Here is a 15,252-nt window from a genome sequence, read left to right as displayed (position 1 = left end):
CGCTATTTCATTATAAAAGTATCCTTCCTGAGGGATGAAGCGGTTCCTTATTCCGTTATGTATCAATTTTTAAGTTGTTTAGCCCTGTTTAGTGCCAAATAACGGAATGAACCGGATGGATCTGTCTTTAGCCCCTTTTTCACGAAGTAGCGGAATATAGAACCGTTATGCCTTGTCTACTGATTCTCACGCTGATAGTTACCCTTCCATTATTTTTGCTACATACTTTCTGTGTCTAGGCCCATCAAACTCACAAAAGTAGACTCCCTGCCAAGTTCCTAGCATTAATCGACCTTTGGAAATGATCAATGTTTGTGCATGGCCGACTGTGCTCGTTTTCATATGTGACGCTGTGTTTCCTTCCATATGCTTATCTTTTGCGTGATCCCATGGATAAACCTCATCGAATCGTCGTAACATATCTGTTTTGACATCTGGATCGGCATTTTCATTAACCGTTATGCCTGCAGTCGTATGCATGGAGGAGACAACCAATATCCCCTCTTGAACGCCTGTTTCTGAAATCCAGTTTTCAAGTTGATCCGTAATCTCGATCATTTGTGAGTGAGAATGTGTTTGTAATGGAAACATTTTTTTCATTAAAAGCATCCTTTCAAAATATATTTTAAATATATTCTACTAAAAATCCGATAGTATGTTAAAATTAATAGAGTTGATTAAATATTCTTACATATTGAAAGGGTGGATATCTATGGCGAAGGCAATTCAAACCAAAAAAGCGCCACAAGCAATTGGTCCATATTCACAAGCGATTGACTTAGGTGATTTAGTATTTGTTTCTGGGCAAATTCCAATTAATCCAGAAACTGGTGAAATCGCTTCAGGCATTGAAGATCAAACCGCACAAGTAATGAAGAATATTGAAGCTATTCTTCATGAAGCAAGTATAACATTTACTGATGTAGTCAAATTTACCATTTATATTACCAATATGGATGACTTTGCAACGGTAAACCAAGTTTATTCTGCCTACTTAACCGAGCCATATCCAGCTAGAGCGACAGTTGAAGTGAGTCGTTTACCTAAAGGAGTTAATATCGAAATGGATGTTATTGCCAAGCGTTAGTGTTGGTATACCTCAAGTTCTATAAGCATTTATACAATTTTAATAAAGTTTTAATGATAAAATAAGAAAAGCCATTAATAGTAGTGGCTTTTCTTATTTTACGTTCTAAGGAGAGGAAAATGTGAATAATCAACAACACTCCATTACACAAACGGCAATGGAGACAGTGCAATGGTTTATTTTCTTTCTAGCGACTACGGTTGCAATGCCAATCGTAATTGGGGCTATTTTTGAGTTGAGTTTTATTGAAATCTCTGGCTTAATGCAACGAACATTATTTGTTGCGGGTGTTGCCACCTTGCTTCAAGGGGTGCTAGGGCATCGTTTGCCAATTATGGAGGGGCCGGCAGGGATTTGGATTAGTATTTTCTCTGTGATGGCGATAACAGGTGTGCAAAGCGGCATTAGTTTAACGGAGTCGCTTCAGCAATTAGAAGCAACCATGATTCTGACGGGGGCATTTCTATTATTATTTGGCGTGTTTAAAATTGCTGCGAAAATATTGCCGATTTTTACTCCGTTAGTGATTGGGACGTTTTTCTTGTTGCTTACCGTGCAATTGAGTGGGACATTTCTACAAGGAATGTTAGGGCTTCAGCAGGGTGTGGAATCAATCCAGTTAGCAGAAGCTATAATTGCCTTTGCTACATTTTTTATTGTATTGGGTTTATCTACGTTTGCACGTGGTTGGTTAAGTAATTACGCAGTATTAATTGGAATTGTGATTGGTTGGATGGTTTTTGCATTAGTGGTAGGAAACCAGGCAGTGACGAACCAAGCTTCATTATTTTCTGTACCAGAGGTGTTTGCCTTTGGAATGCCTGACTTTGATATCAGTTTAATTCCGATTGCTTTTGTTACAGCCATTATTTTATTGTCAAACATTGTTGCATCAATTGTTGCTATTAGTCAAATACTTAATGGAAAAGCAGATTATGATCATGGCCAAGTAAATCGAGGCAGTGCCTTTTCCGGGATAAATCACGGACTTGCTGGTGGCTTTGCAGCAGTTGCAAATGTTCCGCTAGCAACATCAGCTGGTTTTATCGGTTTAACAGGTCAAAAGAGGAAAGCGCCATTTATCTATGCATCAATTGTATTAATACTTGTTTCGCTCTTTCCACCATTGGTACAATTTGTGGCGGCAATTCCAGCACCAGTTGCTAATGCTGCCTTACTAGCAACTTTTGTTCAACTAGTAGGTTTAGCGCTTCGAAATGTTTCCTATGATGGACTAGATAGTCAAAAGGTAATGATTATTGGAATTTCTTATTTGATTGGAATGGGGACAATGTTTTTACCACCTGAAGTCTTCATTGATCTCCCCACAATCGTACAAAACTTTGCTAGTAACGGATTGTTGGTCGGTACAACATTGGTGATTGCGCTAGAACAAATGTGGAAGTTAAAAGACAAAAAAGACTATAATCAACATAGCAAACAAAAAAGCTCAGCTTAAAAGTAACGGGTTTTAGTTGTAGGGGGAGAAAATAATAAATAACACACTATTTAGGAGTACAAAACGCATAACGTTTCGTACTCCTCCTGTTTTTACGGATATAACAACATCTATTGATTTTAACACCTTAATTAACATGGTAAATAGCAACCTTTTTACCATGTGTACATAAATCTTTACTGCTGAATTTAAGGTGCTAAAGCGAATGGTTAATTTTTATGTTATTTCTAATGTCATTTGTGATGTTAATAGTGAGTTGTTTCTGTTTTCCAACGTTTTTTTGGGGTTTTAAGTTTTATAAAATTATTTAGTAGGCTATGGAGAATTTAACCGAGGTATTACCACAACAAGTGGAACGTCAAATTATTGGAGACGTTCCTCTCTTTTTAAATTAATTGTTGGAATTTTATGATAAAATCATTATGACTAGCTGTACATAAAGTAAAGAGCAGTAATCTTCAACAAGGATTTTGGTTTATGTAAAGTGGAACTAAAGAGAACAAGGAGGAGAACATTGAAAGAAATTATAGTTTTGTTTTTACTTATAATGCTTGTAGCTTGTCAAGAAAATAATAAAACATTAGATATTGAAAACCTTGAAGCTGATCAAGTGATTCAAAATGCGAATGATCTCGAAGGGAAGCAATACAAAGCGCCATCTTTAGATGTAGCGATTAATGCAATGCCATTCAATTTAAACGTTCCCAACTTACCAAAAACATTTGAGCCCTTCAAACCAACAACCATCATTGATTGGATAGATACCGAAGATGGTAAAGATATTTCCATTGAGCTTTTAGCAACCTCAGATGATAAGTACAGAAATACCTTAACGATTTATGCAAGGGATTTTGAAGTAAACTATCTAAACGAAGATTCAGAAAAGATCACCTTAGACAATAATAAAGAGATTTATTTTATACCAGATAGACCTCCGAATGACGGTTATTCCGTTTCTGTGGAGTGGAAACAAAATGGCGTTTATTATTCCCTTAATTTTAGTGGGGAAACGGATAATCCTAATAAAGTGAAAGAAATGCTAATTGATTTGGCGCAACAAATGCAATAGTGGCAAAAGATGCTGTTATTCAACAAACCCGGGTCTTTAGTTGAAGAAGAAAAATTAAATATACAATAAAAAACGCTCAGGTTCTGAGCGTTTTAGTTTGCTATTTATACTGCTAAATAGGGTTAGGAGAATGTATGTTAATTATTATGTTATTTCTAATGTTATTAGCATTTTTCTCTCGATCGCGTAAGTTTGACTGGTCACTAAATAGTCTGGCTAGTTAAAGACTTATAGCGTATAATGAAATAAGTTTTAATAGATTTCACAAGAGTTTTGTCAGTCCTGCACATTACGCCCCTGCTTCTTTTAGACAGAATGCGAGTGCTCTTTAATGGCTGCGGGCTTTCGTTGAGCAGCAGCCCATAGTGCGATTGCACTGAGTAATAACAAGAAACTCGTGACGAAGAATACAGCAGAAAAGCCAAAGTAACCTGCAAGAAATCCACCTAGTAATGGACCAATTGTATTTCCTAGGAAACGAATGCTTGTGTTATACCCTAATACTTCCCCTTGCATGGCAATTGGTGCTTCTTGGCGGATGTAAGCAACGCGAACAGGGATCACGCCACCAATCGAAACGCCTAATAAAAAACGTAAAACAACGAGTTGCCAAATGTTCGTAACAAAAGCACCTGGGAAATAAACGATTGCGGCCATAAATAGTAAAACAATTAATATTTTAATATAACCGACACGGTCCGCAATTTTACCCCAGTTTCTAGACATCAATAGGTTACCTGCCCCGGCAGCTGAAAAAGCAATCCCAGCATATAAGGCAAGGTTTTCAGGGCCATGCAATTCCCCTACATATAAAGAGAGGATCGGTTGAATACTAAAGTGTGCAATTTGAATAAACATGGAAATCAACATGACAATCAACAGTAGACGGTTTTGAATAATGTGTTGAAGGACTTCTTTACTAGAATAACTTGTTTTGGTGTTTGGCTCTGAATCTTCTAGTTTAAACTCTTTCACACCAATCCAAACAAGAATACCTGATAACAGTAGTAGTGTAGAGATAGACTTAAATGTTGCGGCATAGCCAAACGTATCTGCGATTACCCCTCCGATTAGTGGCCCCATTAAACTACCTGTCACACTTCCTGTTTGTAATACACCTAGAACTTGGCCAGCAATATGTTTTGGGGTTTGTGTGGAGATGAACGCCTGTGACATCGATACAAAGCCTGTGAATACGCCCATTAATAAACGTAATAAAAATAATTGCCAAACAGAAGTGGTAAACCCCATCAATAAAACAGATAAACCAAGGCCGATTCCAGAAATGACTAAGATGGGCTTTCTTCCGTGACGGTCCCCTATTTTACCCCAAATAGGTGAACAAATAAAAGCTGCTACAAATGTAACAGCAAATGTGATGCCTGACCAATTTTGTACATATTGGTCACTAAAGTCTCCTAATGTTTCAATATATAATGACAAAAATGGTAATACCATGGTGATGCTTCCTGCTATAAAGAAGTTGGCAAACCACATGATGAACAAATTCCTCTTAACGGTTTGTTCTTGGGTAATAGTGATCACTTCTTTCTATCAATATAATTCGTATTACTAAATACATATGTTACATCACACGTGTAAAAAAATGAAGTGATTCGAATGTAGGTATACAGTATCTTTTTCCTGCGTCGAGAACCATAATAAAAAATGGTGCTGACTAACGATTATAATCATGTAATTGGTGGTAGATTCTATATAGAATACACTTATGAAGGTTTAATTTGTCCTATGAACAGATTCAAAGGGCTTGGATAGCATGAATGAGCAATTCGCGTCGTAAACTAAGGTAATAATCACCGTACAGTAGGCAAGATAACGTGGATCGAATAATTATTTTTGGATCAAGCAAGGAAAGCTTTAACATTACATCGAATAAGTAAGATGAACTTTGTGTGTGTTTGGTCAGTACTTTTCTATAAATGGTTGGAAGAAAGGTCGTATCACCATACTTCTTAGAATAAATTGGCAAAATATAACAAACAGTTACATCAACATGGTTTTCCGTTTTACTTGTGTATATAATAATATAGATTTAAGGTTTAACATAGAAATAATTCGCTAACGATAACTACTATTAAGAAGTATCTATATAGCTGTTCGTGTATTTTATTGGGGGTGTTAGAAATGAATGAAAATGATAAAGAGTGGATGGAAGAACAAGAACGTGTTGATCAAGTGGTTGATGAGATAAATAATAAAATTGAAAAGTTAAGTGATCGTGAAGGTGGCTTAAAAGAAGGGGTCATCGATATAAGGAAAAACTTCTGGGAAGATGTTACCGTAAACTTGGATGAAATGGATGATGTGATTGAGACACAGGCAAGTTTAAAACAACAAGCAGAATTTCTATCGGAACGCGAGAGAAGCTATGGGCAAGTAAATGAACACCTAAAAACGTTATATCGATTGGAGGATTCGCCATATTTCGGTAGGATTGATTTTAAAGAGGATGGAGAGGCCTACGAGGAACCAATTTATATTGGGATTTCATCATTAATGGATGAAAACGATGATGATTTTTTAATCTATGATTGGCGAGCGCCTATTTCAAGTTTGTACTACGACTACCCACCAGGTGAGGCGGAGTATGAAACAATTGACGGAACGATTGAAGGGGAAATCACGCTTAAGCGACAGTTTATCATTCGCAATGGAAAACTGAAAGGGATGTTTAATACAGGTTTAACGATTGGGGATCACTTGCTGCAAGCGGTACTTGGAGGCAACGCGGATACGAATATGAAAAGCATTGTTGCCACGATTCAACGTGAGCAAAACCAAATTATTCGTAATGAAAAAAGTAATTTGTTGATTGTCCAAGGGGTAGCTGGTAGTGGAAAAACATCTGCAGCCTTACAACGAGTCGCCTATTTATTGTATCGATACCGAGAAGTGTTAAACTCAGAAAATATTGTTTTATTTTCTCCTAATCCATTATTTAATAGTTATGTTGCAACAGTTTTACCTGAATTAGGAGAAGAAAATATGCAGCAAACGACGTTCTCCGATTATGTGAATGGGCAGTTAGATAAGCAGTTTACGATTGAATCACCGTTCGATCAAATGGAATATTACTTAAATGGAACTGGTAAGAACTATGATACAAGGGTAGAAGCGATTCGTTTTAAAGCAAGCCTTGAATATAAGCGAATGATCGATACGTTTGTTAATAAATTAGAACAAAAAGGCGTCGTATTTACCAATATTACATTCCGGGGACAAACCTTGGTAACTAAGGAAGAAATCGAATCCTATTTTTATGGCTTAGATGCCTCAATGGCTATCCCAAACCGGATTGAAGCTGTATCAGAATGGCTACTGACTAAACTAAAACAATTTGCACGAAAAGAGAAAAATCAAGATTGGGTATTAGATGAAATTCAACTATTGGATAAGGAAGATTACCTGAAAGTTCATCAACAATTACAAGAAGAAAACCCTTTTTCTGAAGATACTTTTGATGACTTTGATCGTGAAGAGGAATTACTAAGGAGAAAGGTGATCGCTAATAAACTGAAACCTTTAAGGCAAAAGGTTAAGTTATTTTACTTTGTAGATGTTAAAAATACATTTATTAAGTTATTTCTTGATCAAGAGTTGGCAGATATTTACTCACAACAATTACCACTTAATTGGGATGCGATTTGTAAACGAACGATCGAGTATATAAAAAATAACCAGCTAACATGGGAGGATGCTACGCCATATCTCTATTTCAAGAAACTGTTGACTGGATTCCAATCAAACCTATCGATTCAGCATGTATTTATTGATGAAGCACAGGATTATTCGCCATTTCAATTTGCTTATTTAAAGCGCCTCTTTCCAAATAGTCGCATGACGTTACTTGGAGATATTAGTCAAGCAATTTATGCGCATGCACTACATGAAGAAACCTTGTTATCGGATAAAATGAAAGAAAAGCACGAAAAGATTACTTTAAGAAGAAGTTATCGTTCAACAAAACAGATTGTGGATTTCACAAAATCTTTTATGCCTGAAGGGGATCAAATTGAGCCTTTTAACCGTGATGGAGTGAAACCAGTTCTTACTGAAGTAGGGAATTATGAAATACTATACGAAAAATTAGTCGAACAAATCGAGGACATGGAAGAACGAGGCCATCAGACAATTGCGGTCATTTGTAAGACAATGAGGGAAAGCACGATTGTTTATCGGAACTTGCAGCACCGTCTGGATGTGAAATTAATGAACCATGACACACATACGTTTAGTAAAGGAATTGTCGTGATTCCAGCATATTTGGCTAAAGGAATTGAATTTGATGCGGTGATCATTCATAATGCATCTGAACAACTATACAATCGAGACTTAGAGAGAAATTTATTTTATACGGCCGGAACTAGAGCCATGCATGAGCTAAAAATGTTTTCGTTAGGGAAACCAAGTCCTTTCATTGAACAAGTTCCAAATGATTACTATACACATTATAAGATTTATGAAGTGAACAAAGGTCAATAAGCTAATGCTATTGACCTTTTCCTATTCTTGTATAAATCCAAATAATTGACAATTTAGTGAAATGTCTATATAATTAATGGCTATGTTATAAACAATAGTTGGGAGTGATTTAGCCTTCAGCTTTTTTAAGTAATATGACAAAGTAAATATGTAGTACAAAAATAAAGCAAGCTGATGGTTATGAAGCTAATTTAGACGAATACTATAAAATGTCTATAGTGTTGTATTTATACTAAGCAGTTGGTGCAAACTGATAGTATAAATGAAAAGGTGGCGTCAACGGCCAACCAACATATTTTAAAAAAATTCCCATCCAACGGTCTGCAATGACAGATATAGAGAGAGAAGGGAAGTTATTGTGGGTACTTGCTTCTAAAAATTAGGAGGAAAAGAGTGCATCAAAAAGAAAGTATTACGTCAAAGAAAGAATTAGATAAGCCCGTTTTTATTATTAGTGGAGGATTATTAATCCTATTTGTTATTATAGCGATGTTTGACTTAGAAATGGTGGAGTCGTGGATTAACACGTCATTTGACTTTAGTGCCACCTATTTTGGATCTTACTGGGAAGTATTACTTCTAGCGAATTTTGTAATTGGATTAATATTAGCCTTCAGTAAATATGGAAAAATTCGTTTAGGTGGAAAGTCGCAACCAGAAAATGGTTATTATCGTTGGGTCGCGATGATCCTTTGTACGTTGCTTGCAGCAGGTGGGGTATTCTGGGCTGCATCGGAGCCATTAAGTCACTTTCTTGAAACACCACCATTATTTGAAGATCAATCTTTAACCGAAGCTGGTATTGAACCGGCACTAGCTCAAAGCTTCTTGCATTGGGGCTTTCTAGCTTGGGCAATTTTAGGGACATTGGCAACGATTGTTCTTATGTATGGTCATTATCATAAAGGATATCCAATGAAGCCAAGAGCGTTTCTTTATCCAGTTTTTGGCAAAAGGATTTTCCGTAAATCGAGTATTACAGGTGCTGCTGCCGATGTTATCTCTATTGTAGCAGTTGCTGCTGGTACAATGGGGCCAATTGGTTTTCTAGGTTTACAACTAGGATATGGTTTGAACTGGGTATTTGGTATCCCCAATACATTAACAACCAATATTATTATTGTCATTGGTCTAGTTGTAATTGCAGCAATCTCTGTTGCAACTGGAGTCGATCGAGGCATTCAGTTCTTGAGTCGAATGAATGTTGGATTAACTGTATTTTTAGCAGCAGCTATTTTAGTTTTAGGTCCAACGATGTTTATTCTTAATAAATTTGTGTCAGCAGAGGGTTTCCATTTTCAACACATGCTGACAATGGCTTTATATCAAGGTGATAAAGGATGGCTTGGTTGGTGGACCGTATTCTTCTGGGGCTGGTTCCTTGGATACGCCCCAATGATGGCAATTTTTATTGCAAGAATTTCTCGTGGAAGAACAATCCGTGAACTAATTATCGCGGTATCGATTGTTGCTCCATTAGTAACGAATTTCTGGTTCACTGTTGTCGGTGGTACTGGGATAAAGATCGAGTTAGACAAACCTGGCTCTATCTCAGAACCTTTTGCTGAAGGTGGTATGCCTGCGGCGGTTATGTCGATTATGGGGCAACTTCCATTAGGTATATTTTTAGCAATCGGCTTTTTAATTGTGACATTAGTCTTTGTTACGACAACAGTGGACTCCATTTCCTACACGGTTGCGGTAACGTTGACTGGTGATGATAAACCAAAACGATGGATCCGAGTTTTTTGGGTGATTATTTTTGGTGCAATGTCTGCGATGTTACTGGCAATTGGAGAAAATAGTATTTCAGCTATTCAAAATTCGATCGTTGTCACAGCCGTACCCGTTTCGATCATTATGCTGCCAACTTTATGGGGGGCAGTGCGGGTCGCGCAAAAACTAGGTGTGGAACAAGGAATTGTTACCAAACCTAAAAATGCAAAATCCAAATAATATTATATTTTATTTTGAGGTCAATCCTAAGTAGGGTGGCCTCCTTTTTTTATGTGAAAAATGGGTTGTGGTAAACATAACGTGCAAATTAATTCATTTTTTTCTAATCCTGTGGGAGAATAAAGAATGTATGAACAGAAGGAGGAATAGTTATGCCAACGCAATTACAGGACACAACAACATTACATAACGGGGTGAAAATGCCCTGGTTAGGTTTAGGTGTTTTTTTAGTGGAAGATGGAGACGAAGTGATTCATTCAGTAAAATCTGCATTAAAACATGGGTATAAAAGTATTGATACTGCTGCTGTTTATAAAAATGAAAAAGGCGTTGGGCAAGCAATTAAAGAATCCGGGGTACCTCGTGAAGAATTGTTTATAACGTCCAAGGTCTGGAATGCAGATCAAGGGTATGAATCAACCTTACAGGCATTTGAAACAAGCCTAGACAAACTTGGACTTGAGTATTTGGATTTATACTTAATCCACTGGCCTGTACCAGAACAAGCAAAATACAAAGAGACCTGGAAGGCAATGGAAAAATTATATAAAGACGGTAAAATTCGTGCGATTGGGGTAAGTAATTTTAAAGAGCATCACTTAGAAGATTTGATTCAAGATGCTGAAGTAAAGCCGATGGTAAACCAAGTGGAATTCCATCCGCATTTAGCACAGGTAGAACTGCATGAATACTGCAAAAAGCATGGGATTCAATTGGAAGCATGGTCTCCATTAAAACAAGGGCAATTACTTGATGACCCAACTTTAACGAAGATTGCTGAAAAACACGGCAAAAGTACAGCACAAGTAATTATTCGCTGGGACTTACAAAGTGAAGTAGTTACTATTCCGAAATCGGTTAAAGAGCAACGAATTGTTGCGAATGCAGACGTGTTTGACTTTGAATTATCTGAAGAAGATATGAAGGCAATAAATGAATTAAATAAAGAAGAACGTGTTGGGCCAGACCCAGATGAAATGAATCGAGTATAATAGATAAACTGGACAGCTTAGGTTGTCCAGTTTTGTTATGCTCTGATTTTTGTGTATGGGTGGGGTGGTTGTTGTACTTTTTAGCTCTCTCTCGACAGTTAAAGTCACAGATTTTAGCAGAAAGTGTCGTGACGGGCCTTCTCTCGACAGTCAAGGTCTCAAGTTTTAGCAGAAAGTGTCATGACAGGCTCTATATCGACAGATTCAAACTCCCACCCAATTTTGCTGACCTATCTTTGCACCCTATTCAGATTGAAAGAAGGTCACCTCTCGTAAAACTTACGTCGGAATACTATACTTTTTACGTCAAAGCAATCCCTTTTAAAGAGGTCTTTAATAACCGGTTAATTAAAAGCGCATTTCTTGCAACGAGTCGCCATCCTGTTATTAAATAAATATAGGTAATTAAATAAGGGGGGAACATAAATGGCGTTTGTCATCACGGCACCATGTTCAACAGAGAAAGCGGGCGAATGTGTTACCGTTTGTCCTGTAGATTGTATCGAGGAAGGAAAAGATCAATTTTATATAGATCCAGATATTTGTATTGACTGTGGCGCATGTAAGGCAGTCTGCCCTGTTGATGCTATTGAAGAAGAGTACGATTTACTGCCTGATCAAGAAGTTTATTTAGAAAAAGCTGAGGCGTTTTTTGGGAATAAATAGGATTAGGAACGCTGCTATCCTAATGAGGAAAGCAGCGTTTTTACTGTTGAAAATTGTATTTAGGAAGCATGATTCTTTTTAAGAGGTTCGAGTTCTCTAAAATACGGAATAAGGAACCAAATTATAAATTTTAGGATTGTAATTGTTTCGGTATCAAATTCTGCTGCTTCACCCGCGATAATACAAATAAGCCAATCAATGCACCAGTACAACTGCTAACGACAAAACCTGGTATGAATGCTATTGCTCCTACAGATTGCCCCATCAATATATTCGCAAAGGGAACTGATAATAACGAGCCTATAATTCCAGTTCCGATCATTTCACCGGTTGCTGCTAGATACTTTTTCTTGGTCCAATGATAGAGATAACCAGCTAGTAGTGCGCCAACCATACCACCTGGAAATGCTAGTAATGTACCAAGCCCTAATAAATTACGTATTAAACCAATCATGAAGGCAATGACAACTGCTGGTACAGGTCCTAACGTAACAGCGGCCATTACATTGACTGCATGTTGAACAGGATACGCTTTGGCAATTCCAGTTGGAAACCAAAGAAATGATGATCCAATCACACCAATGGCAACAAATACAGCCATGGTAGTTAATAATCGAGTATTTTTCATTGTTCTCTCCCCTTTAATTAAAAATAAAAATGCCAGACCCTTAAACAATAAGGACCTGGCATATACCATCTTTAAACAGCTACTTCCCTCCGCTAGTATAAACTAGATCAGGTCCTTAAGAGTTAAAGAACTTTATCGCGTTCTTCTCTCAGCCTATGCATTATAGGCACCCCTAGTAGAAACTATGTAATTATAAACTAATTTTTCCACACTATAATAAATAAGTCAACATTTAAAATGGATATCTTGAATTTGAGATAGTGTTCTAGTTAAACTAAAAGTAATAAAATGAAAGGGATGACCGTAATGGAATTGAAAGGGATTCACCATGTATCAGCAATTACCGCAAATGCGAAGGATAATTATGATTTTTATACAAAAGTCCTTGGGATGAGACTCGTCAAAAAAACTGTTAATCAAGATGATACAAGTATGTATCACTTATTTTACGCGGATGAAGTGGGTAATCCTGGAACAGATTTTACCTTTTTTGAAATACCGATGGCTGGACATACGTATCAAGGAAATAATAGTATTTCTGCAACTTCACTGCGTGTCGCCAATGATGAAGTTCTAACGTATTGGAAAAGTCGTTTTGAAGAGTATGATGTGGAACATGAAGAAATCACAGAGCAATTTGGTCGATCTGTCCTTTTCTTTCAAGACCATGAAGAACAACGATTAGTTCTCGTTTCAGATGAAACCAATCAAGGGGTAGCAGCAGGAACGCCGTGGGATCGAAGTCCTGTCTCGAAAGAAAATGGGATTCTTGGACTTGGACCAGCTAAATTAACGGTACCAAATCCTGAACCAACCGTGAAGGTACTCACAGAACTATTAGGATTTCGACATGTTGGGACCTATCCTTCAGCATTAGCAGGTCAGCCAGATATACAAGTATACCAAACTGGGCAGGGCGGTTCTGGCGCAGAAGTACAGGTGGAACATCGACCAGAACTACAACGTGAACGTCCTGGACGAGGAAGTGTCCACCATGTTGCATTTCGTGTGGACAATGAAGAGGAATTAGCCGACTGGAAAAAACGAGTTACCAAACACAGGCTGCCAAACTCTGGCTTGGTGGATCGCTATTATTTTAAATCTTTATATTTTCGAGAACCCAATGGGATTCTTTTTGAGTTAGCGACAGATGGACCGGGCTTTGCAACGGATGAACATGTGGAGCACCTAGGTGAAAGTATTGCACTGCCCCCGTTTTTTGAAGATCAACGTGAAGAAATTGAGGCAAATTTAAAACCGTTAGATACAAAATAATGCACTAAGTGACACGTCTTTTGACAATGTGGGAACAATATAAAAGTAAGTCAAAAAAGCTCAGATTCATTTCTGAGCTTTTTAAAGTTGAAGCTGTGTTTGTTTTGTTGAAGGTTGGAGAATATGCGTGTTACTTTACTTCAGTGGACATTTAGTTCCTTTTTTTCAACAAAACAAAAACTGCTTATTCAAGGGGGGAACGGATATTGAGTGCTTTATTTTATGAAAACGGCGTGAATTTGACTCCTTTTTTAAAAATAACGGAACAGATGTCCGGGGAAGCTCAAATCAAGGTCTTTTTCCAAAAATAGCGGAATAAATGTCCCGTTTACTGTTTTCTACATGAGATCTGAATCCCTTCTATCATAAAATTTACACTCTTGGGTTACATAGCCAAGCTACTTCTGGAAATTCTAATGAATGATTAGGAGGGTGAAAATGAACAAGCAAACACTTTCGGGAAAAGTAGCACTCGTAACAGGTGCTAGCTCGGGGATTGGGGAGGCCTCTGCCATTCGTTTGGCGAAAGAGGGCGTGAAAGTAGGGTTAGTTGACCTTAAAGAAGACAATGCAGAGAAAGTGAAAAAGGAGATTGAGAAAATAGGAAGTGAGGCAATTATAACTGATACGGATGTGTCTGATCCTAATCGTGTGAAAGAGAGTGTCAAACAAATTGTTGATAGGTGGGGCAGGTTAGACATTGTGTTTGCAAATGCTGGGATTAATGGAACCGTTGCACCAATTGAAGACTTAACCCCAGATGATTGGGATCAAACATTAACGACCAATTTAAAAAGCGCCTTTTTGACCGTCAAATATGCTGTGCCTCATCTAAAACAACATGGTGGTAGTGTGATTATAACAAGCTCTATTAATGGAAATCGGACCTTTTCTGGCTTTGGTATGTCCGCATATAGTACAAGTAAAGCTGGTCAAATGGCGTTTGGTAAAATGGCTGCACTGGAATTGGCGCAATACAATATTCGTGTAAATATCATTTGTCCAGGTGCAATTGATACAAACATAAATGAAAATACGTTTCCGGAAGAAAAGAAATTGAAGAAAATTAAAATACCGGTTAACTATCCGAAAGGTAACCAACCATTAGAACATCAAGCAGGCAAGCCGGAACAAGTAGCTGACCTGGTTCACTTTTTAGCATCTGACGCATCAAGTCATATCACAGGAACGGAATTATTTATTGATGGTGCGGAGTCATTGTTGTAAGTATGAGAATTAATCGTGCCAGATAAGCTGATCAGGCACGATTAATTTTTTGTATTGAGATTGTCGCAAGAGCTATAGTATATGACGTAACAGCCTGTATTTTACTTAATAACGGAATGTGCAACCGCAACCGTAGGTGAACCGGTCCGTGGATCCGCTATTTCAAGAAAAAGAGCCAAAAAGTAAATGCGATAGGTTGTGATTCCGCTATTAGGTTCAAAAGAGGGGAAAATAGCTAGAATAATAGCAAATAGCGGAATGAGTGAAGCTAGAATAAAAAGTGGATACCCCGTTAACGAAAGTCATATTTGGATATGATGATAATAACTAGGAGGGTTTCCATGGGTGAACATAGGCAAAGATATAGTGAGCAGTTTAAGCAAGAAACAG

The 15,252-nt window shown here is 37.5% G+C and carries 12 protein-coding genes and 1 riboswitch; of the genes, 9 read left to right on the top strand and 3 right to left on the bottom strand.

Annotated elements, in window-relative coordinates; all coding sequences use genetic code 11:
- Window positions 1-198: 198 nt before the first annotated feature.
- Complete coding sequence (locus FCI53_RS17430; RefSeq protein ID WP_138420323.1) at window positions 199-600, bottom strand: secondary thiamine-phosphate synthase enzyme YjbQ; 402 nt, start codon at window positions 598-600, stop codon at window positions 199-201.
- 112 nt (window positions 601-712) lie between these two features.
- Here FCI53_RS17430 and FCI53_RS17425 point away from each other — a divergent pair, with 112 nt between their 5' ends.
- From FCI53_RS17425 to FCI53_RS17415, 3 genes are all read left to right on the top strand, one after another.
- On the top strand, window positions 713-1,087 hold the full coding sequence (locus FCI53_RS17425) for a RidA family protein (protein WP_138420322.1): 375 nt from the start codon (window positions 713-715) through the stop codon (window positions 1,085-1,087).
- Window positions 1,088-1,208: 121 nt separating this feature from the next.
- Window positions 1,209-2,546: a purine/pyrimidine permease gene (locus FCI53_RS17420; RefSeq protein ID WP_246050143.1), complete on the top strand. Its 1,338-nt coding sequence runs from the start codon at window positions 1,209-1,211 to the stop codon at window positions 2,544-2,546.
- A gap of 514 nt (window positions 2,547-3,060) precedes the next feature.
- Window positions 3,061-3,615 carry a hypothetical protein gene (locus FCI53_RS17415; protein ID WP_138420321.1) on the top strand — a complete coding sequence of 185 codons (555 nt, stop codon included), beginning with the start codon at window positions 3,061-3,063 and terminating at the stop codon, window positions 3,613-3,615.
- A 306-nt stretch (window positions 3,616-3,921) separates the two neighbouring features.
- Here the strand turns inward: FCI53_RS17415 and FCI53_RS17410 are convergent, their stop codons facing one another.
- On the bottom strand, window positions 3,922-5,112 hold the full coding sequence (locus tag FCI53_RS17410; protein ID WP_138420320.1) for an MFS transporter: 1,191 nt from the start codon (window positions 5,110-5,112) through the stop codon (window positions 3,922-3,924).
- Window positions 5,113-5,760: 648 nt separating this feature from the next.
- On the opposite strand from FCI53_RS17410, the gene helD reads away from it, so the two are divergent.
- The 4 genes from helD (at window position 5,761) to FCI53_RS17390 (ending at window position 11,732) form a co-directional block, all read left to right on the top strand.
- Window positions 5,761-8,118 (top strand): RNA polymerase recycling motor HelD, encoded by a 2,358-nt coding sequence (helD, locus tag FCI53_RS17405; RefSeq protein WP_138420319.1) that lies wholly within the window; start codon window positions 5,761-5,763, stop codon window positions 8,116-8,118.
- A gap of 393 nt (window positions 8,119-8,511) precedes the next feature.
- A complete protein-coding gene (locus FCI53_RS17400; protein WP_171038221.1) occupies window positions 8,512-10,074 on the top strand; it encodes a BCCT family transporter in 1,563 nt (520 codons plus the stop codon).
- Between the two features lie 152 nt (window positions 10,075-10,226).
- The gene (locus FCI53_RS17395) at window positions 10,227-11,066 is read left to right on the top strand and encodes an aldo/keto reductase (RefSeq protein ID WP_138420318.1); all 840 of its coding nucleotides are present in this window, start codon (window positions 10,227-10,229) and stop codon (window positions 11,064-11,066) included.
- A 426-nt stretch (window positions 11,067-11,492) separates the two neighbouring features.
- On the top strand, window positions 11,493-11,732 hold the full coding sequence (locus FCI53_RS17390) for a ferredoxin family protein (protein ID WP_138420317.1): 240 nt from the start codon (window positions 11,493-11,495) through the stop codon (window positions 11,730-11,732).
- Between the two features lie 130 nt (window positions 11,733-11,862).
- On the opposite strand, the gene thiW is transcribed toward FCI53_RS17390, so the two are convergent.
- Complete coding sequence (thiW, locus tag FCI53_RS17385) at window positions 11,863-12,360, bottom strand: energy coupling factor transporter S component ThiW (RefSeq protein ID WP_138420316.1); 498 nt, start codon at window positions 12,358-12,360, stop codon at window positions 11,863-11,865.
- Window positions 12,361-12,427: 67 nt separating this feature from the next.
- Window positions 12,428-12,544, bottom strand: a riboswitch (TPP riboswitch).
- A gap of 122 nt (window positions 12,545-12,666) precedes the next feature.
- Here thiW and FCI53_RS17380 point away from each other — a divergent pair.
- Together FCI53_RS17380 and FCI53_RS17375 are read left to right on the top strand one after the other, a co-directional pair.
- A complete protein-coding gene (locus tag FCI53_RS17380; protein WP_138420315.1) occupies window positions 12,667-13,635 on the top strand; it encodes a ring-cleaving dioxygenase in 969 nt (322 codons plus the stop codon).
- A gap of 438 nt (window positions 13,636-14,073) precedes the next feature.
- Complete coding sequence (locus FCI53_RS17375) at window positions 14,074-14,862, top strand: SDR family oxidoreductase (RefSeq protein ID WP_138420314.1); 789 nt, start codon at window positions 14,074-14,076, stop codon at window positions 14,860-14,862.
- The last annotated feature ends 390 nt before the right edge of the window (window positions 14,863-15,252 follow it).

This window comes from Aquibacillus sediminis (genome assembly GCF_005870085.1).
Classification (GTDB): Bacteria; Bacillota; Bacilli; order Bacillales; family Amphibacillaceae; genus Aquibacillus_E; species Aquibacillus_E sediminis.
Note: the sequence above shows the minus strand (reverse complement) of the source record. Positions and strands in the feature narration are given on the sequence as shown.

Coding starts and splice junctions, on each gene's coding strand:
- FCI53_RS17430 (WP_138420323.1), bottom strand. CDS start 600: ATGAAAAAAATGTTTCCATTACAAACACATTCTCACTCACAAATGATC.
- FCI53_RS17425 (WP_138420322.1), top strand. CDS start 713: ATGGCGAAGGCAATTCAAACCAAAAAAGCGCCACAAGCAATTGGTCCA.
- FCI53_RS17410 (WP_138420320.1), bottom strand. CDS start 5,112: ATGTGGTTTGCCAACTTCTTTATAGCAGGAAGCATCACCATGGTATTA.
- helD (WP_138420319.1), top strand. CDS start 5,761: ATGAATGAAAATGATAAAGAGTGGATGGAAGAACAAGAACGTGTTGAT.
- FCI53_RS17395 (WP_138420318.1), top strand. CDS start 10,227: ATGCCAACGCAATTACAGGACACAACAACATTACATAACGGGGTGAAA.
- FCI53_RS17390 (WP_138420317.1), top strand. CDS start 11,493: ATGGCGTTTGTCATCACGGCACCATGTTCAACAGAGAAAGCGGGCGAA.
- thiW (WP_138420316.1), bottom strand. CDS start 12,360: ATGAAAAATACTCGATTATTAACTACCATGGCTGTATTTGTTGCCATT.
- FCI53_RS17380 (WP_138420315.1), top strand. CDS start 12,667: ATGGAATTGAAAGGGATTCACCATGTATCAGCAATTACCGCAAATGCG.
- FCI53_RS17375 (WP_138420314.1), top strand. CDS start 14,074: ATGAACAAGCAAACACTTTCGGGAAAAGTAGCACTCGTAACAGGTGCT.